The organism is Actinoplanes subtropicus (genome assembly GCF_000721705.1).
GTDB lineage: Bacteria > Actinomycetota > Actinomycetes > Mycobacteriales > Micromonosporaceae > Actinoplanes > Actinoplanes subtropicus.
Genome location: NZ_JOJL01000028.1, coordinates 115787 through 133423, shown reverse-complemented (window position 1 = coordinate 133423; position 17637 = coordinate 115787). Strand labels below are relative to the sequence as shown.

General features: G+C 72.2%; 17 protein-coding genes. 7 read left to right on the top strand and 10 right to left on the bottom strand.

Features of this window, described 5'->3' with window-relative positions:
• The first annotated feature begins 411 nt into the window (after positions 1–411).
• Entirely contained in the window at positions 412–1629 is a 1218-nt protein-coding gene (locus tag IH26_RS0135775) for an NB-ARC domain-containing protein (RefSeq protein WP_051809145.1), read from the top strand.
• Here IH26_RS0135775 and IH26_RS0135770 read toward each other — a convergent pair.
• From IH26_RS0135770 to ku, 5 genes are all read right to left on the bottom strand, one after another.
• Entirely contained in the window at positions 1626–1913 is a 288-nt protein-coding gene (locus IH26_RS0135770) for an ATP-binding protein (RefSeq protein WP_030440700.1), read from the bottom strand. The genes IH26_RS0135775 and IH26_RS0135770 overlap by 4 nt on opposite strands.
• A 55-nt stretch (positions 1914–1968) precedes the next feature.
• The gene (locus tag IH26_RS0135765) at positions 1969–3504 is read right to left on the bottom strand and encodes a M4 family metallopeptidase (RefSeq protein WP_030440699.1); all 1536 of its coding nucleotides are present in this window, start codon (positions 3502–3504) and stop codon (positions 1969–1971) included.
• A gap of 251 nt (positions 3505–3755) precedes the next feature.
• Positions 3756–5048 (bottom strand): MFS transporter, encoded by a 1293-nt coding sequence (locus IH26_RS0135760; protein ID WP_030440698.1) that lies wholly within the window; start codon positions 5046–5048, stop codon positions 3756–3758.
• 40 nt (positions 5049–5088) lie between these two features.
• Entirely contained in the window at positions 5089–5577 is a 489-nt protein-coding gene (locus IH26_RS0135755) for an NUDIX domain-containing protein (protein WP_030440697.1), read from the bottom strand.
• Between the two features lie 13 nt (positions 5578–5590).
• Positions 5591–6460, bottom strand: coding sequence for a non-homologous end joining protein Ku (gene ku, locus IH26_RS0135750; protein WP_030440696.1), 870 nt, complete (start codon positions 6458–6460; stop codon positions 5591–5593).
• A 63-nt stretch (positions 6461–6523) separates the two neighbouring features.
• Here ku and ligD (IH26_RS0135745) point away from each other — a divergent pair, with 63 nt between their 5' ends.
• Genes ligD (IH26_RS0135745) through IH26_RS56430 form a run of 4 tightly spaced genes read left to right on the top strand, consistent with a single transcriptional unit; the run spans position 6524 to position 9216 of the window.
• Positions 6524–7474: a non-homologous end-joining DNA ligase gene (gene ligD / locus IH26_RS0135745; protein WP_030440695.1), complete on the top strand. Its 951-nt coding sequence runs from the start codon at positions 6524–6526 to the stop codon at positions 7472–7474.
• Positions 7464–8375, top strand: coding sequence for a non-homologous end-joining DNA ligase (gene ligD, locus IH26_RS0135740; protein ID WP_030440694.1), 912 nt, complete (start codon positions 7464–7466; stop codon positions 8373–8375). Before ligD (IH26_RS0135745) ends, ligD (IH26_RS0135740) begins: the two co-directional genes overlap by 11 nt.
• Before the next feature lie 32 nt (positions 8376–8407).
• Positions 8408–8752, top strand: a complete 345-nt coding sequence (locus tag IH26_RS0135735; RefSeq protein WP_030440693.1) for a PadR family transcriptional regulator — start codon at positions 8408–8410, stop codon at positions 8750–8752.
• On the top strand, positions 8749–9216 hold the full coding sequence (locus IH26_RS56430) for an HAAS signaling domain-containing protein (RefSeq protein ID WP_030440692.1): 468 nt from the start codon (positions 8749–8751) through the stop codon (positions 9214–9216). The genes IH26_RS0135735 and IH26_RS56430 overlap by 4 nt, the downstream gene beginning before the upstream one ends.
• Position 9217: 1 nt before the next feature.
• Here the strand turns inward: IH26_RS56430 and IH26_RS0135725 are convergent, their stop codons facing one another.
• Positions 9218–10879, bottom strand: coding sequence for a DNA repair helicase XPB (locus IH26_RS0135725; RefSeq protein WP_030440691.1), 1662 nt, complete (start codon positions 10877–10879; stop codon positions 9218–9220).
• A 46-nt stretch (positions 10880–10925) separates the two neighbouring features.
• On the bottom strand, positions 10926–13343 hold the full coding sequence (locus IH26_RS0135720; RefSeq protein ID WP_030440756.1) for a helicase-associated domain-containing protein: 2418 nt from the start codon (positions 13341–13343) through the stop codon (positions 10926–10928).
• Between the two features lie 95 nt (positions 13344–13438).
• Here IH26_RS0135720 and IH26_RS0135710 point away from each other — a divergent pair, with 95 nt between their 5' ends.
• Both IH26_RS0135710 and IH26_RS0135705 read left to right on the top strand, forming a co-directional pair.
• Positions 13439–13627: a hypothetical protein gene (locus tag IH26_RS0135710; RefSeq protein WP_030440690.1), complete on the top strand. Its 189-nt coding sequence runs from the start codon at positions 13439–13441 to the stop codon at positions 13625–13627.
• Positions 13628–13738: 111 nt separating this feature from the next.
• A complete protein-coding gene (locus IH26_RS0135705; protein WP_030440689.1) occupies positions 13739–14125 on the top strand; it encodes a cold-shock protein in 387 nt (128 codons plus the stop codon).
• On the opposite strand, the gene IH26_RS0135700 is transcribed toward IH26_RS0135705, so the two are convergent.
• From IH26_RS0135700 to IH26_RS54400, 3 genes are read right to left on the bottom strand one after another with little or no spacing between them, the layout of a single operon-like run.
• Positions 14122–14988 carry a 1,4-dihydroxy-6-naphtoate synthase gene (locus tag IH26_RS0135700; protein WP_425394424.1) on the bottom strand — a complete coding sequence of 289 codons (867 nt, stop codon included), beginning with the start codon at positions 14986–14988 and terminating at the stop codon, positions 14122–14124. The genes IH26_RS0135705 and IH26_RS0135700 overlap by 4 nt on opposite strands.
• 14 nt (positions 14989–15002) lie before the next feature.
• A complete protein-coding gene (locus tag IH26_RS0135695; RefSeq protein ID WP_030440687.1) occupies positions 15003–15629 on the bottom strand; it encodes a futalosine hydrolase in 627 nt (208 codons plus the stop codon).
• Positions 15629–17542 carry an MFS transporter gene (locus IH26_RS54400; protein WP_034216682.1) on the bottom strand — a complete coding sequence of 638 codons (1914 nt, stop codon included), beginning with the start codon at positions 17540–17542 and terminating at the stop codon, positions 15629–15631. Before IH26_RS54400 ends, IH26_RS0135695 begins: the two co-directional genes overlap by 1 nt.
• Positions 17543–17637 lie beyond the last annotated feature (95 nt).

The window sequence follows — 17637 nt, the reverse complement described above, 5'->3', positions numbered from 1 at the left end:
GCATACGGGATTCCGGACGGTTACCACCCGGGGAGAGCACGACGGTCGGTCGGACCCGCACTACGATAGGCACTGCCTGCAAAGAAGCCCAACCGGCTGCTCAGCCACGGCGCCTTGACGACTTTCCGGGCCACGACATCCAGGGTCATGGTTAACACGCGAGTCCCCCGGGCTAGATCTCGAAGGCAGCGGGTCGGGCAACGGCGTTGTCCGACGGAATATGCAACCCTGCGTAGTGTAGCGAGGCTAGTTGTCCGGCTGAATCCGGCTGAATCCGGCCGGTCGCCCCGGTCCGCTTCGACCGGAATGGGCCGAGTGGCGGAAAGTGGTAAGCAGGTGGACAGGGACTTCCCGATACCGAACGGCGCGGCCGATGTCGCCAGCCTTATCAAGTCATTACAGAGCGTAAAGGTGTGGGCCGGCAATCCCTCGCTGGAGGAGTTGCGCCGGCGTACCGGGGTGGCCAGCAGCACGCTCTCCGATGCCTTCAGCACGCAGCGTCGTCGCCTGCCGTCACTGGACGTCGTCCGGGCCGTGGTCCGGGCCTGCGGGGGCGAGGCGCCCGAGGTCGCCGCGTGGGAACAGGCCTGGCGGGCGGTCTCGGAGCGGCCCGCCCTCCACGACGGCGTCGGGAACATCCAGGTACCCAGGCAACTGCCACCGGACGTCGCGGGGTTCACCGGCCGGCGGCAGAGCTTCGACGCGTTGCGGGCCACGCGTACGCAGGCACCCGCGACGGCCGTCACGGGCACCGCCGGCGTCGGCAAGACGGCGCTGGCCGTCCACTGGGCGCACCGCATCGCCGACCGGTACCCCGACGGTCAGCTCCATCTCGACCTGCGCGGCTACTCCGCCGACCCGCCGATCGCCTCGGCCGAGGCGCTGGAGCTGCTGCTGCGGTCGCTGGGCGTGCCGGCGGAGCACATCCCGGCCGAGTTGCCGCTGCGGGTCGGTCTCTATCGCTCGCGGCTGGCCGACCGGCGGGTGCTGGTGGTCCTGGACAATGTCGTCGACAGCGCGCACGCCCGCCCGCTGCTGCCCGGCGGCGCCGGCTGTCACGCGCTGATCACCAGTCGGGACGCGCTGACCGGTCTCGTGGTCCGGGAGGGCGCCGCCCGGATCACCCTCGAGACGCTCGACGCCGCCGAGTCGGTGGACCTGCTCGCCCGCCATCTCGGCCGGGCGCGGGTCGAGGCCGAGCCCGAGGCCGCCGCCGAGCTGGCCGCCCGGTGCGCGTACCTGCCGCTCGCGTTGCGGATCGAGGCCGCGAACCTCGCCGCGCGGCCGCGCCAGACCATCGCCGGCGCCGTACGGGAGCTGCGCGGAGCGGATCTGCTCGGCCGCCTGCAGGTGATCGGCGATCCGGAGACCGCGATCTCGGCCGGCTTCGACGCGTCCTATCGAGCCCTGCAAGCCGAGACACAGCGGCTGTTCCGGCTGCTCGGCCAGGTTCCCGGCGCCGGGACCGAGCGAGCGGCGGCCGCCGTGCTGCTCGGCCGCGACCGCGACGACCCGGTGCCGGAGCTCGACGAGCTGCTGGCCGCGCACCTGATCGCCGAGGCGGCCCCTGGCCACTACCGCAGTCACGACCTGCTCGCGTTGTATGCCCGGCAGCTGGGCCCGGTCTAGAAGCGGGCCGCCAGCTTCCGGTCGTGGCGCTTGATGAGGCGAAAGCCGTCCCGGGCGGCTGGGTTGGTGCCGGTGCCGCCGGCCAGCTCCGCCTCGGCGACGAGGCGCCGCAGCAGCGCCGACTTGCCGATGCCGCCGGGACCCCAGACGTGGAGCACGGCGAAGCCGGTCAGTGGGTCGGGGCGGTGCAGCGAGCCGCGGCACAACTCGATCTCCCGGCGGAGGCCGACGAACGTAGCGGCGCGCACCCGGCGCACCCGGTCGGCCAGCGTGTCGGTGATCATCGGGGCGCACGGAGGCCGGCGCGATGCGCCGGCCTCCGTTGTCCGGAAAGCAGGATCAGCAGGTCGGCTCCCCGCTCTGGGCGGGGACCTTCACCGCGTTCCACGCCGCCTTGACGGTGTTGAACTCGGTGCAGCTGCCCGGGTACAAGTTCTTCGCCGCCTGCAGCGTCCACACCCGGTACTTGAGGTACGACGAGGAGGAGGTCTTCAGGAGCATCGCGTTGTACATGATGGTGATGGCCTTCTGGATGCCCAGGCCGGTGATCGTCGAGCTGTTGCAGGTCGGGCTGGCCGGCTGGCCGCCACCGCCGCCGCTCGTGCCCCGGGCGAGCAGGTAGAACCAGTGGTTGCCCGGCCCGGCCGCGGCGTGCACCTCCTCGGCGGGGATGCTGCTGGAGTAGCAGTTGTCGTCACCGGCGAGCGACGGGTTGTACATGTAGCGGATCGGGCCGCTGCCGACCAGGTCGACCTTCTCGCCGACGGTGAAGTCCGGGGTGTCGTTCGGGCTGTTGATGTACCACTCGGTCGCGGCGCCGAACGTGTCGGCGACGAACTCCTGCGTACCGTTGCCGGAGAAGCTGCCCGGCGTGGTGTCATCGACGCCGTGGCCCAGCTCGTGACCGACGACGTCGGCCGACGAGATCCAGTCACCGGCGGTGTTGTGGCCGATCTGCACCTGGGTGCCGTCGTAGTACGCGTTCTCGTCGTCGAGGCCGACGCGGATCGGCCAGGCGCCGCCGTTGCCGTTCTGGCCGTTGCGGCCCAGCCACGCCGAGAGCATCGCGAACTGCTTCTGCGCCACGAAGAGCGCGTCGACGCAGCCGGTCTCCTTGTTGGTGCCGGTGCCGTTGCCCCACACGTTGTCGGAGCCGCTGAACGTCTTGTTGTTGGCCGCGTCCTGGCACTTGAGCGTCGTATGCGACGAGTCCTGCAGCAGGTAGTTCGAGCCGGACTTGGTCGTGTTGAGGGAGACCGAACCGTAGATCCAGCCGGTGCCGCTGCCGGTCGCGTCGGTGACGTGCTGGGTGGTGTGCAACACCCGCCCGGTGAGCGCGTCCACGTCGACGGTGAGCCGGCTGGGGCCCTCGGCGTCGGTGCCGTCCAGGGTGGACTCCCAGGCCAGCCGGGCCGCCGCGCCCTCGGCCGCGCGGATGACGAGATTGGTGCCCTCGACCCGGGTGACCGACTTGAGCCGCGTACGGGAGACGGCGAGCGCGGCGTCCGCCGAGATCTTGGGGACGAGGGCGACGTCGCCGATCGCGCGGTCCTGCGCCACCGAGGTGTAGACGGTACGGCCGGCCGCGTCGGTGGCCACGACCAGGTCGCCGCCGCTCACCGGCAGGCCGCGGTAGGAGCGGGCGTAGCTCACGTAGGTGGTGCCGCCCGACTTGATCACCTGCCGCCGCTCGAAGGTCTCGGCGCTGGTCGCGTGCAGGGCGGCCGGCACGCTGGCGACGAGGGCATCGGCGGTCGCGACCCCGTCCGGCCGCGCCACCGGAGCGGCCGGCCCGGCGAACGCCGGCCCGCTGAGCAGCGACGCGGTGACCACGGCAACGGTGCCCGTGGCCAGGACGAGCGGTGTTCGGTTCATGGATGAAGCTCCTTTCCCACCCGGGGTAGAGGGCGGGTTCGACATCCGGCACAGTCGATCAAGGCCGGCCGGTCAGGAGCGACCATATTCACGATCCACTATCTGCAAAAGAGGGAAAACCCTAGCGAGGCGGGCGAAGCCCGCGAGCCCGAAGCGCCACGACGGGTCAGCCCGGCGGCGGCGTGATGGGCTTGAGTGGGCAGGTGCCGGGCCGGGAAGGCCGGGGCCGGGCTGGGCCTCGTACGGCCGCGTCAATCGCCTGCTGGGCGGGCGGCACTTGCGGCAAGCCACGCCTCGTCGGCGGCTTTTTTGCTGGCCAGGCCGTCCTTGCCGTGGTAGCGGACCAGCTGAGGTAGGGCCGCGGCCAGGGCGGCGCAACCCGCCATGCACAGCGCGCCGCCCACCCAGATCGAGCCGGTGACGCCGAGGCGGGTGCGGGCCATCAAACCCGAGCGGAGCTGGCCCAGCAGGGGGCCGGTGGTGTAGCTGAGCATCTCGATGCCGGCCAGGCGGCCGCGCAGGTGGTCGGGGATGGTCTGGTTCCACATGACCGAGCGGAAGATGCCCGAGATCATGTCGGCGGCGCCCGCGAAGGCCAGGCAGAACAGGGTCAGCCACAGGGTGCCGGAGAGGCCCACGCCGAGGATGCCCAGGCCCCAGAGCGCGGCGGCGAGCAGGACCAGCAGGCCGTGGCGGTGGACGCGGGTCGTCCAGCCGGAGGTGAGGGTGGCGATCAGCGAGCCGACCGAGGGGGCGGCATAGAGCAGGCCGAGGATCTTCGGGCCGCCCAGTTGGGTGGCCAGGAACGGGTAGAGGGCCGTCGGCATGCCGAAGAACATGGCGTTGATGTCGACCAGGTACGTGCCCAGCAGCTCGGGACGGGAGGTGGCGTAGCGAAGGCCGGCCGCCACCGAGCGTAGGGACGGGCGGTCGGCGTCCGGCGGGGGTGGTACGGCGCGGACCAGCGTGAGGCAGGTCAGCGAGACGGCGAAGGTGACCAGGTCGAAGGCGTAGACCAGGCTGAGGTCGACGGCGGAGATCAGGAGGCCGGCCAGGGCGGGGCCGCCCAGCTGGGCGATCTGGAAGGAGAGGGACTGCAGGGGCATCACGGCGGGTAGCTGTTCGGGCTCGACCAGGCGGGGGACCATCGCCTCGAGGGCCGGGCGCTGCAGGCCGTCCACGCAGGCGGCCAGGGCGGCGATCAGGTAGAGCAGCCACAGGTGGGGGCGGCTGGCCAGGGCGTTGAACAGCAGCACGCCGGTGAGCGCGGCCAGGGCGAACTCGCCGCCGCGGACCAGCAGGCGACGGTCCAGGTAGTCGGCCAGGGCGCCGCCGACGAACGCCATGACCAGGAGCGGGACCAGCTCGCAGACGCCCAGCAGGCCGACCATCAGCGGGTCGTTGGTGAGCTTCGCGACCTGGTACGGGATGGTGACATAGGTGATGAACGACCCGAAAGCCGACACCGAGCCGCCGACGAAGACGAGGCGGTAGTCGCGGGAGGTGCGTAGCGGGCTCAGATCGAGCCCCAGGCGCTTGCTCACGTGCGGCGATGCTACGGGCCGGGCCGGGCGGGCCGCGACCTCATTTCAGCACGAGACGGCCCGTGGCCTCGAAGGATGCAAGATCGTGAAGGGTCTCGTCGATCACGAAGGAGTGCGGGCCGGGCAGTGCGTCCAGCGGGAAGAAGCCGGCGTCGACCGACTCGTCGGTCTGCCGCAGTAGCTCGCCCTCCCAGGTGTGGATGCGGAAGCTCATCAGGACCTGCTGGTAGGTGTGCCCGTAGTCGTTGGTGAACGTGTACGCGCTGTAAAACGCGAACGGGGTCAGCGACGTCGCCCGAAGGCCCGTCTCCTCCCACACCTCGCGAATCGCGCACTCCTCCATGCTCTCGCCCAGCTCCATCGCTCCGGCGGGGATCGCCCAGCGACGGTTGTCGGAACGCTGGATGAGCAGCAAGCGGTTCTGGTCGTCGAGCACCACGCCGCGCGCGCCGACGAAGAAGATCGTGTCGGAGTCGCCGATGCTCGCCCGTACCTTGCCCAGATAAGACTCAGCCCACGTCAGTGCCACGGGGCCACTCTAGTCAGGCGGATTTCTTGGCCGCCTTCTTGGCTGGGGCGGCCTTCTTGGCCGGGGCGGCCTTCTTCTTGGGAGCGGGCTTGGCCGGCTCCTCGCCGCGCGCCTTCTTGGCCCGCTCCACCGAGGCCTTCAGCGCGGCCATCAGGTCGATCGCGGCAGCCGGCGCCTCCTCGGCCTCCTCCGGCTGGACGATCTCGCGGCCCTCGACCTTGGCGTCGATGACCTCCTGCAGGGCGGCGCGGTAGTTGTCGGTGAACTCGTCCGCCTTGAAGCTTCCCGCCATCGAGTCGATCAGCGACGAGGCCATCGCCAGCTCGGCCGGGCGGGTCTCGATGTCCTCGTCGAGGAAGCCGAAGTCGGGCGTACGCACCTCGTCCGGCCAGAGCATCGTGTTGAGCACCAGCACGCCCTCGTGCACCCGCAGGGTGGCCAGCTGCTCCCGCTGGCGCAGCGCGATCTTGACGATCGCCACCCGGTCGGCGTCCTGCAGGGCGTCTCTGAGCAGCACGTACGGCTTGGCCGCCTGCCCCTCCGGCTCCAGGTAGTACGCCTTGGCGAACAGGATCGGGTCGATCTCGTCGGCCGGCACGAACTCCAGCACGTCGATCGCCCGGGACGTGGTCAGCGGCAGGTCGGCGAAGTCCTCGTCGGTGAGGATCACCATCTCCCCGCCGCCGATGTCGTAGCCCTTGGCGATGTCGTCGTAGCTGACCACCTCGCCGTCGATCGAGCAGGTCCGCTGATACTTGATCCGGCCGCCGTCGGTGCGATGCACCTGGTGGAACCGGATGTCCTTCTCCTCGGTGGCGGAGTAGAGCTTCACGGCGATCGACACGAGGCCGAACGAGACCGCGCCTTTCCAGATCGCACGCATGGCTTCAGGATTGCATTAGTGAGACTCCTGCGTAAGGCCTTCGGCCCTGCCTAAGGTGATCAGGTGCCTGGTGTGCCGCTGTCGCCGATGCTCGCCACCGCGGGCGCGCTGCCGGTCGGGCCGGACTGGAGCTACGAGTTCAAGTGGGACGGCGTACGCGTCCTGGCCCTGTTCGCCGGCGGCCCGCCGGAGCTGTTCGCGCGCTCCGGAGCGGTGGTGACCACCGCGTACCCGGAGATCGCCGACCTGCACCTGCCGGAGGGCACGCTGCTGGACGGCGAGATGGTGGTGCTCGACGCGCAGGGGCGGCCGTCGTTCACCGCGCTGGCCGAGCGGATGCACGTCCGGGAGCGCGGGCGGGCGGCCCGGCTGGCGGCGAGCCTGCCGGTCACGTACATGATCTTTGATCTGCTGTATTTCGACGGGATGGACTACACCGGCCTGCCCTATCTGGCCCGCCGGGAGAAGCTCGAGGAGCTGGAGCTCGCCGGGCCGCGCTGGATGGTGCCGCCGTCGTTCGGCGACGGGCCGGCCACCGAGGCCGCCGCCCGGGAGAACAGCCTCGAGGGCGTGGTCGCCAAGCGCACCGACTCGGTCTACCTGCCCGGCACCCGCTCGCCGGACTGGGTGAAGGTGAAGTTCGACCGCACCGGCGACTACGTGATCGGCGGGTGGCGCTCGGGCGCGCGCAAGCTGGGCGGCCTGCTTGTGGGCGTGCCGGGCGAGGACGGCCTGGTGTTCCGCGGGCGGGTCGGTGGCGGCATCGGCGCGGTGGCCGAGAAGGAGTTGCTGTCCCGGCTGGAGCCGCTGGCCCGGCGGGATTCCCCGTTCGCGCCCGGCGTGGTTCCGCGCGAGGATGCGAAGGGCGCCCACTGGGTGGACCCGTCGCTGGTGGTCGAGGTCCGCTACGGCAACCGGACGCCGGACGGCCGCTTGCGCTTCCCGCGCTTCCTGCGGTTGCGTGACGACAAGACGCCGGAGGAGTGCGCGGAGGAGGACGCGGATGCCTCGTGACCGGTTCCACGTCTCGATCGGCGGGCGCGACCTGGAGCTCTCCAACCTCGACAAGCTGATGTATCCGGCCGCGGGCTTCACCAAGGGCGAGGTCATCGACTACTACACCCGGATCGGGCCGGTGATCCTCCCGCATCTGGCCGGCCGGGCGGTGACCCGGATCCGCTATCCCAACGGCGTCGAGGGCGCCCATTTCTTCGAGAAGAACAAGCCCGGGGGTACGCCGGACTGGGTCCGCCTGGAGACGCTGCCGGTGCCGGGGTCGACGAAGAGCCGGGAGACCATCGACTTCGTGGTGGTCGACGACCTCCCGACGCTGGTCTGGCTGGCCAACCTGGCGGCGCTGGAGTTGCACACGCCGCAGTGGCGGGTCGGCGCCGATCCGGACCTGTTGGTGGTCGACCTGGACCCGGGGGCGCCGGCCGGGCTGCGCGAGTGCAGCGCGGTGGCGGTGCTGATGCGCGACCGGCTGGCCGACGACGGGGTCGCGGCGTACCCGAAGACCTCCGGGAAGAAGGGCATGCAGCTGTGCTGCCCGGTCTCCGGCCGGCAGGATTCCGAAACCGTTTCCCGGTACGCGAAGAAGGTCGCCGAGGAGTTGGCGGCGATGGTGCCCGGCTCGATCACCGCGAGGATGACCAAGGCGGTGCGGCCCGGCAAGGTCTTCATCGACTGGAGCCAGAACGCGGCGGCCAAGACGACGGTGACGCCGTACTCGCTGCGGGCCCAGGAGTTCCCGACCGCCTCGACGCCGCTGACCTGGGACGAGGTGGAGGCGGTCGCGACCGGCTCGGCCGAGCCGCACCACTATCGGGCGGGCGAGGTGCTCGAGCGGGTCTCGCAGCACGGCGATCTGCTGGCCGGCCTGCTGACCACCGGCCCCGAGCTGCCCGCCGATTGAAGTACCTTGCGGCGCAAGGTACCCTGTGAGGCATGTCAGACGTCGGCCAGTTGGCGACCAGCCTGCGCCGCGGGACGCTCGAGTTCTGTGTGCTCGCCATGGTCGAGCACGAGGATCGGTATGGCACCGAGATCGTCCGCCGGTTCGGCGACGAGCCCGGGCTGGCCGCGAGCGAGGGCACCATCTACCCGCTGCTCTCCCGGCTGCGCCGGGTCGGCTGGCTGGACAGCAAGTGGGCCGAGTCCCCGTCCGGGCCGCCCCGGCGGTATTACGGGCTGACCGCCGCCGGTCGGGCCGCGCTCGAGCACTTCCGCACCGAATGGGTTTCGTTTCGACAGACCGTCGACCGTCTCGTGGGAACCGGTGAGGCCGCATGAAGACCCAGTACACCGACGTCGTCGCCGAGTACCTGCGCGAGGTTGACCTGCGCCTGGCCGGGCTGCCCGTGCTGCAGCGGCGCGAGCTCCTCGCCGACCTGGCCGCGCACATCGAGACCGAGCGGGTCGAGCGCCACCTGCGGGGCGAGGCCGAGCTGATCGAGGTGCTCGAGCGGCTCGGCAGCCCCGAGGTGGTGGCCCGGGCGGCCTATGCGGAGGCCGGCCCGCTGCCGCCGATCGCCGCGCCGCCGCTGCCGCCGCCCACCGTGGCCCGGTCGCGTGACCGGGCGCCCTGGGTGCTGCCGGTGATCGGCGCCGGAGTGGTCGCGTTTCTGGTCATGCTGGTGCTCTGCGCGGGCTTCTTCCTCGCCAGCAGCAGACAGTCGGCGCCGCAGCAGGTGGCGCCGGAGGCGACGGTCGCGCCGGCGGCCCCGACGCCGAGCTTCGCCGACCCCACCAACTAGGTCAGTCGATCTGCGGGAGCGGCGGGCCGAGCACGTCGTCCGCGTCCACGATGGTGTACGCGTACCCCTGCTCGGCCAGGAAGCGCTGCCGATGCGCGGCATACTCGGTGTCGATCGTGTCCCGCGACACGACCGTGTAGAAGTGCGCCTGCCGGCCGTCCGCCTTGGGCCGCAGCACCCGGCCGAGGCGCTGCGCCTCCTCCTGCCGGGAGCCGAAGGTGCCGGACACCTGGATCGCCACCGCCGCCTCGGGCAGGTCGATCGAGAAGTTGCCCACCTTGGAGATCACCAGCGTCTTCACCGAGCCGTCGCGGAAGGCGTCGAACAGCCGCTCGCGCTCCTTGTTCGTGGTCGCGCCCTGCACGATGGGCGCGTCCAGGAACTCGCTCAACTCGTGCAGCTGGTCGATGTAGCCGCCGATGACCAGCACCTGCTCGCCGGGGTGCCGGTCGAGCAGGGCGCGGACCACCGGCAGCTTGGTGCGCGCGGTGGCGGCGACCCGGTAGCGCTCCTCGGCGTCGGTCACCGCGTACGCCATCCGCTCGGCCTCGGTCAGCGTGACCCGGACCTCGACGCACTCGGCCGGCGCTATCCAGCCCTGGGCCTCGATGTCCTTCCACGGCGCGTCGTAGCGTTTCGGCCCGATCAGCGAGAAGACGTCGCCCTCGCGGCCGTCCTCGCGCACCAGCGTGGCGGTCAGCCCGAGCCGGCGGCGGGCCTGCAGATCGGCGGTGAACCGGAAGATCGGCGCGGGCAGCAGGTGCACCTCGTCGTAGATGACCAGGCCCCAGTCGCGGGCGTTGAACAGGTCGAGGTGGGCGAACGCGCCGCCGCGGCGGGCGGTCAGCACCTGATAGGTCGCGATGGTGACCGGGCGGATCTCCTTGCGCTCGCCGGAGTACTCGCCGATCTCCTCCTCGGTCAGCGAGGTGCGCGCGATCAGCTCACGTTTCCACTGCCGGCCGGCCACGGTGTTGGTGACCAGGATCAGCGTGGTGGCCTTGGCGGTGGCCATCGCGGCCGCGCCGACCAGCGTCTTGCCCGCGCCGCAGGGAAGCACCACCACGCCGGAGCCGCCGGCCCAGAAGCCGTCGACCGCCTCCTGCTGGTAGGAGCGGAGATGCCAGCCGTCCTCAGCCAGGGAGATGTCGTGCGCCTCGCCGTCCACGTAGCCTGCGAGGTCTTCGGCCGGCCAGCCGAGCTTGAGCAGGGCCTGCTTGAGCCGCCCGCGCTCGGAGGGGTGCACCACGATGGTCTCGTCGTCGAGCCGGGCGCCGAGCATGCCGGCCAGCTTCTTCGACTTCGCCACCTCGATCAGCACGATCTTGTCGAGGCCGCGCAGGACCAGCCCGTGCACCGGGTCGTTGACCAGCTGCAGCCGGCCGTAGCGGTCCATCGTCTCGGCCACGTCGACCAGCAGCGCGTTCGGCACCGGGTAGCGGGAGAAGCGGATCAGCGAGTCGACCACGCTTTCCGCGTCGTGGCCGGCCGCCCGCGCGTTCCACAGGCCGAGCGGGGTCAGCCGGTAGGTGTGCACGTGCTCGGGCGAGCGCTCCAGCTCGGCGAAGGGCGCGATCGCCATCCGGCACGCCTGCGCATCCGGATGGTCGACCTCAAGCAGGAGAGTCTTGTCCGACTGCACGATCAGTGGTCCGTCGCTCACCCGAAGTCTCCCTCGCCCAGCAAAAGCCGACCCTCCAGTGTGCCACTCACTCGTCCTCAGGCACCGCCGCGGTGATCCGGTGCAGGGCGAAGGTGTGCAACGTCTCGGTGCGTTCGTCCTCGGCGCGCAGGTAGCCGGCGCTCAGCGAGACCGCCCGGACCAGCCGGGAGAGCGTCGCGCCGTGCGAGTCGACGTAGCCGACCCAGACCCGGGCCTTCTCGCGTACCGCCTGCTGCAGCACCGCCATTGCCTCGCCATGCCGCTGAACGGAGGCGCCCGGCCCGTTCGCGGCCCGCACGGTGACCGGGGCGCGCCGTGCGGCGCGGGTGGCGATGTCGCCCCGGCGGATCTGCTCGACCACCCCGGCCAGCCGTGGTCCGGCCAGGACCGGGGGCCCGGCCTGGTCGTGCAGTCGCGCCGCCAGGGAGGTACGGGTCGGAGCACGCCGAACCTTGGGGCGGGACAGCACGGCCGCGCCGCCCGCATCCTCGGCCACCGGGGCGAAACCGGCATCGCGCAGCTGGGCCAGCAGCCGGGCCGTCTGCGCCGGGCTGACCAGCACGGTCGGCGCGATCTGGCGCAGCGCCAGCGGGGCCAGCCGCTTGTCGGCCAGCACCTCGGCGATCAGCGTCTCGTCATCGCTGCGCAGGTAGGAGCCGGCCGAGCCGGTACGCAGGCCGCCGTGCCGCCGGGCCGCGTCGTCGATCATGTAGGCGAGCGTCTGCGGCACCGGCGTGCGCGAGCGCCGCTTGAACAGCGCGTGCAGGTCGGCCGCGGTATACCCGACATCCAGCGCCCGGCGAACGCTGGCCGCGGTCACCCGGAACACGCTCGCCCCGCCGGCCGACTCGGGCTCGGCCACCACGTCCAGCTCGGCGGCGAGCTCGGGCTCGGGCGGCCCGGGCACCACCACCGACAGGTCGGCCTGCACCAGGACGTGATCGACCGGGGCCGGCAGCAGCGCGTCCAGGGTGCGGACGGAGTCGCCGCTCTGCTGGGTCGCCGAGGCGCGTACCCCGAGCGGGTCGGCCTCGTCGCTCTCGTCCGGATCCTCCAAAACCAGCCTTGCGTACGAGGTGAGCGCGCCGATCGCGGTGACGCCGAGGTGGGCGGCGCCGGCCAGGGCGTCCCGGTGCGCCGCCTCCCGGCCCCGGGCGCGCCGCGGCGTCTGCCAGGCCAGCAGCTCGAGCACCTCGTCGGCGCCCGGCGCGGCGCCCGGAGCCAGATCGGCGAGCACGAGCAGCGCCTCCCGCCGGGCCTGCGGCGCGGCGGCCCGCTCCGCCTCGGGGGCGAGCGCGTTGATCGGGCGGTCGCGTTCGTCCCGGCTGCCGACCAGGCCCGGCTGGCGGGTCATCGACAGCCAGGCGCGGGCCAGCGTGTGCCAGCGCTGGGCGATGCTGAGCGCCCGCCACAGGTCGTACGCGCCGGTGGGCAGGAAGATCTCGTCGGCCGGGGCGCCGGCCCGGCTCACCGTCACCGACCGGGAGGAGCCGTGCGCGTCCGCCTCGCCGAACAGCCCGGCCGCGTAGATGACCTCCAGCAGCAGGGCGGCGGGCGCCTCGTCGAGGCCGGCCGCCCGGGCCAGCCGGCGCAGGTCGCGGACGCCCAGGCCGCCGGCCCGCAGCACCGGGGCCGGCTCGGCGGCGAGCGCCTCGAGCAGTGCCTCGGCGCTGCGCACCGCCTCCATCACCTGGCCCGCGCCGGCCGAGTCGACCGATTTCGGGTCACGCCGGCCGCCCTCGGGCAGCGGTGGGAACGGCCGCAGCGGGCCCAGCGGCCCGGTCTCCCGCCGCAGCAGCATGCCCACCTCGCGGGGCAGCTCGACCAGCTCGCCATCCGGCCGGGGCGCCCGGCCGGCCTCGCCGACCGGCACCAGCACGTGCTGCTCGACCAGCCAGCGCACCGGCTCGGCCATGGTGTCCCGGCCCAGCGCCCCGATCGGCGGCCCGGCGGCGAGCCGGTCGAGCACGGCCCGGGCGGCCGGCGGCGCGGACAGCACCGTGCGGCGCAGCCGGGCCCGGTCGGCGACCAGGACGGCGGTCTGCGGGTCGAGATAGTCGGCCGGGCGGCCCAGCCCCGCCGGGTACGGCGAGGTCACCTCGTCGACCGCGCCGGCCACCTGCAGCGCCTCCTCGGTGCCGTGCAGCAGGAAGCGCACCCGGAGCCGGTCGATCGCGACCCGTACGTCGTCGGCGGCCACCCCGCCGGCCAGCTTCAGAATGGCATCCACCGAGGTCAGCGCCGTCTCCGCGGAGCGGCTGAGCCGGGCCGCGTCGAGAATGCGCAGGGTGAACTCGTCCAGCCCGTCCAGGCAGCGCGCGACCGAGCCGCGGGACTGGGCCCGCACGGCCAGCGCGGAGATGTCGGCGGGCAGGGGCACGACGAGGTCGGGGCGCAGTTGGACGAGCGCGCCCAGCGCCTCGTCCGTGAGCGCGCGCAGCTGATCGGCGAATGTGGTGGCCATCGTTCTCAAAATTAGCCGCCGTGGGACGATATTGAGGTGTCCGGGGATCTCCGGACCACTCAGCCGTACGGGTAGTGACACTGAAGGGGACATTCGTGGCCGCAGAGAACAAGAAGCCGGGAAGCGCCGCGGTTCAGGTGGCGAAGCCGGGTCCGGATCACGGCCCGCACGCCGTGTCGGAGCTCTTGTCCGACCGGGTCGGCGCGCCGTCGCCGTTCGGTGACGACCAGGTTTTCCCGCTGCCCGTCGAGCGCCTCACCTACATCTCGGCCGACAAGTTCTAGGGCCCTCGGGTTCCGCCGCCCCTTCACGAGATTCCAGTTGGGTACTTGCCCGCGGCTTCAGTAGCCTTGCGGTGAGCGGTTGTTTCCATTGAGTGAAGTTGAGGTCTTGCGGTGCCCACGGGTCGAGTGAAGTGGTACGACGCGACGAAGGGATTCGGGTTCGTCACCAGCGATGAGGGCGGCGACGTGTTCCTGCCCAAGGGCGCCTTGCCGGCCGGCGTCGCCGAACTGAAATCCGGTCAGCGGATCGAGTTCGGCGTCGTGGACAGTCGCAAGGGGTCTCAGGCCATGGGCGTCAAGCTGATCGATGCGCCGCCGTCCCTCGCGGAGCTGCGCCGGCGTCCGGCCGACCAGCTGCACAGCATGATCGAGGACATGATCAAGGTGCTCGAGCAGCAGGTGCAGCCGGGCCTGTCCCGGGGTCGTTACCCGGACAAGAAGACGGCGCAGACGATTGCCCAGGTCGTCCACGCCGTCGCGCGCGAGTTCGAAATCTAGATAAAGGGCTTTACCTGAGGCGTCAGACCCGCCGCCGCCGCACGCTGCAACAGGGCGTCGGCGGCGGCGAGTCCGTCTCGGCCCAGATCCAGGGTGAATTCGTTCACATAGAGATCGATGTGCTGCTGGATCACCTCGGGCTCCATCTCCTGCGCGTTGGCGAGGATGAAGTCGCGGCTGGCGTCCGGGTTCGCCCAGGCCATGCTCACCGAATTGCGGATCCACTCGGTGGCCTCGGCCGGGTCGACCGAGCCCTTCTTGGCCAGGATCGCGCCGAGTGGGATCGGCAGCTTGGTCTCCGCCTCCCACCACTCGCCGAGGTCGGCCAGCGAGACCAGGCCGTGCCGCTGGTAGGTGAAGCGCGCCTCGTGGATCACCAGGCCGACATCGAAGCGGCCGGCGGCGACGCCCGGCATGATCTCGTGGAACGGGACGACCTCGATCTTGGCCGGCTGGTCGGCGGCCCAGAGGCGGAACAGCAGGTACGCCGTGGTGCGGTCACCGGGGACCGCCACCGTCGCGCCGGTCAGCTCCTGCCCGGCGTCGCGTGCCAGCACCAGCGGCCCGCAGCCGCGGCCGAGCGCGCCGCCGGTGGGCAGCAGGTCGTAGTCGTCGAGCAGCCAGGGCAGCGCCGCGTAGCTCACCTTGACCAGGTCGAACTCGCCGCGCTCGGCCGCCGCGTTGGTGACGTCGACATCCGCGAAGGTCAGGTCGACCTCCGGCGCGCCGGGGATGAGACCGTGCACGAGGGCGTGAAAGACGAAGGTGTCGTTGGGGCACGGCGACGCCGCGAGGGAAAGGGCCACGGGGTTCAAGGTAGACCTGTCACTGCGGGCCCGAGGGTCACGACGGCTGTCTACCATCCCACACGGTGAACTTATCCACAGGCTGTCCACAGGGCGGCGGAGGCTGTGGACAACGCGGCGAAGGCGTCCTTGAGCCGCCAGGCCGCCCGGTCCCGCGGACCGATCGGGTTGGAGATCGCGCGCAGCTCGGCGAAGGGCAGCCCGGCGGCCGCGGTGGCGACCCCGAAGCCCTCCATCGCCTCGGCGACCGCCCGCGGGAAGCGGGCGGCCAAGGCGTCGGCGGTGGCGGCCGTGCCGGTGACCGTGGCGAGGGTCAGCACGTCGCCGGTGATCGCGTCGGGCAGGGCGGCGGCGAGGGCCTTGAGCAGCACGGGGTCGGCGGTGACCCGGCTGGTCCCGAAGCCCAGCTCCTCGATCGGCAGGAAGCCGCCGGGTGACTCGGCGCCGAGGTCGGCGGCGATGCTGCGGGCGCCGAGCACGGTTGCCCCCACCGGCGCCCGGCCGACGAAGCCCCCGGCGATCCCGGCGCTGATCACCGCCCGATAGCGCCCGGTGGCCAGCAGCCTCGCGGTTCCGGCCGCGGCGGCCGCGGGACCGACACCCACCGGCTCGACGACCACCTGATCGGGGTCGGCCCCGGCGCGGACTGCCTCCGCCTCGGCGGCCACCGCGGTGACCACCAGCAGGGGATACGCCATCAGCGGTCGTCGCCGTCGAAGTCGAACACGTCGCCGCCGCCGTCCGGGCGATCGGCCGAGGTGGGCCGGTAGACGTGATAACCGGGTGGGGCCAGGGCGGCGTCGGGTTGCGCGGGCTCCGGCTCCGCTGCGGGCCGCGGCGGGGGAGTGGCGGATCGCGGCGCGGGCGGCGGTTGGGGCGCCTCCTTGCGCTTGCCGAAACCCCAGCGGCGCGCCTTCTTATCCCCCATTCCAGAAATGTCGGGAATGGGGGCAGGGTCAATTCGGGTGCGGTCGGCGGAGGCGGCGCGCGTGGGGTCGGTGGGCCGGGGCGTGGTGCGGTCGGCCGGCCGGGCTTCGGCGGGCCGGGCGGTCGGGCGGTCGGGCGGCTGGGCTTCGGCGGGGCGGGCCGTGGTGCGGTCGGCGGGGCGGGCCGCGGTGCGGGTGCCGCCGGAGACGGGCGGGTTGGGGCGGTTTCGGACCGGCACGGTCGGCGCGTCGGGCCAGGGGTCCGTCGGCTCGGCGGGCTTCGGGGCGGCGGCCGGCTCGGCGGCGTCGGCCTCGGTCGGGTGGTCGGCCCGGCCGCTGAGATGCTCACTACGCAGGCGGGCGGCCACCCAGGTGGCGCGGCCGGCCATGGCCACCGCCAGCGCGGCGGCCACGGCGACGCCCAGGCGGCCCGGGATCGGGATGATGCCGAGCGCGCCGCCGGCCACCCAGGCGACCATCAGGACTGTCTCGGAGTGGGCGAAGGCGCTGGCCCGCAGGCGTTCCGGCACGCGCTCCTGGATGCTCGCGTCGATGGCCAGCTTGGAGATGCCGCTGAAGATGGCGGTGACCAGGGCGAGCAGGGCCAGCATGGTGAGGCTGTAGAAGATCGCGGAGAGCACCGCGACGCCGGCCGTGATGATCAGTCCGGTCGACTGGAGGACGAGCGGGCGGCGGATGCGCAGCCGGGTGCCGACGGCGGTGGAGAGGAACGTGCCGACCGCGAGCGCGCCGCCGATCACGCCGACTGCGCCCTTCTGGCCGACGTCCCGGCCGAGCAGCGTGGTGTCGAGCTGGTGGGCGGCCGTGACGAAGGCCAGGAACAGCAGCAGGAAGCCGTAGAGCAGGCGGAGGCAGGCGCTCCCGATCAGGGTGGCGACCACCAGCTTGCCGGAGAGCGGCCGGTCGCCGTCGCGGCCCAGGCCCATTGCCGTCCGCCACGGCCGGGGCACCGCCTCGGGCGGGTCGGAGTCGGCGCGGGGCGGCAGGCGCAGCGAGATGACCATGCCGACCACGAAGATGATCGTCGCCACCCGCAGCGGCCACTGCGGACCGATCTTGAAGGCGAGCAGGCCGAGCGGGGCGACGATGGCGCCGGCGAAGGTGCCGTAGACGCTGGCCCGGGCGCCGACCTGGGAGAGGCCGACCCCCTCCGGCAGCAGGCGCGGCACGGCGGCGGAGCGGGCCACTCCGTACGCCCGGGAAAGCGCCAGCACCCCGAAGGCCGCCGGATAAAGTCCCCAGCCGAAGAGGTGATCGGAGATCACGTAGGCCAGGAAGGCCCGGCCCAGCATGGTGACCGCGAGCGCGTAGCGCCGGCCGTGCCGGAAGTGGTCGAGCAGCGGGCCGACGACCGGCGCCAGCAGCGCGAACGGGACCATCGTGATGAGCAGGTAGAGCGCGACCTTGCTGCGCGCCTCGCCGAGCGGGACGTTGAAGAAGATCGTGCCGGCCAGGCCGATGGCGATGAGCGTGTCGCCGGCGCAGGAGATCGCGTGCAGGTCGAAGAGGCGGATCATGCCGATCTCGTTGGCGGCGCCCCGGGCCCGCGCGCTGCCGACCCGCCGGGTCGCCCAGACTCCGCCGCGCACCGAGCCGCGCACCATCAGGCGGGCGGCCTTGATCCCGGTGCCGACGGTGCGTCCAATTGTGGGAAGCAGCGGCATGGAAACCATCCTGACTGATGCCCGCGACTATCGTCTCGTAGGGCCTGTGCCGAAGTGGGAGCCGGGCTGCGGCGTGGCCCAGACGACGCCTGGGC

Coding starts and splice junctions, on each gene's coding strand:
- IH26_RS0135735 (WP_030440693.1), top strand. CDS start 8,408: ATGTCAGACGTCGGCCAGTTGGCGACCAGCCTGCGCCGCGGGACGCTC.
- IH26_RS0135765 (WP_030440699.1), bottom strand. CDS start 3,504: ATGAACCGAACACCGCTCGTCCTGGCCACGGGCACCGTTGCCGTGGTC.
- IH26_RS0135720 (WP_030440756.1), bottom strand. CDS start 13,343: ATGGCCACCACATTCGCCGATCAGCTGCGCGCGCTCACGGACGAGGCG.
- IH26_RS0135695 (WP_030440687.1), bottom strand. CDS start 15,629: ATGGCGTATCCCCTGCTGGTGGTCACCGCGGTGGCCGCCGAGGCGGAG.
- ligD (WP_030440694.1), top strand. CDS start 7,464: ATGCCTCGTGACCGGTTCCACGTCTCGATCGGCGGGCGCGACCTGGAG.
- IH26_RS0135700 (WP_425394424.1), bottom strand. CDS start 14,988: ATGGTAGACAGCCGTCGTGACCCTCGGGCCCGCAGTGACAGGTCTACC.
- IH26_RS54400 (WP_034216682.1), bottom strand. CDS start 17,542: ATGCCGCTGCTTCCCACAATTGGACGCACCGTCGGCACCGGGATCAAG.
- IH26_RS56430 (WP_030440692.1), top strand. CDS start 8,749: ATGAAGACCCAGTACACCGACGTCGTCGCCGAGTACCTGCGCGAGGTT.
- ku (WP_030440696.1), bottom strand. CDS start 6,460: ATGCGTGCGATCTGGAAAGGCGCGGTCTCGTTCGGCCTCGTGTCGATC.
- IH26_RS0135770 (WP_030440700.1), bottom strand. CDS start 1,913: ATGATCACCGACACGCTGGCCGACCGGGTGCGCCGGGTGCGCGCCGCT.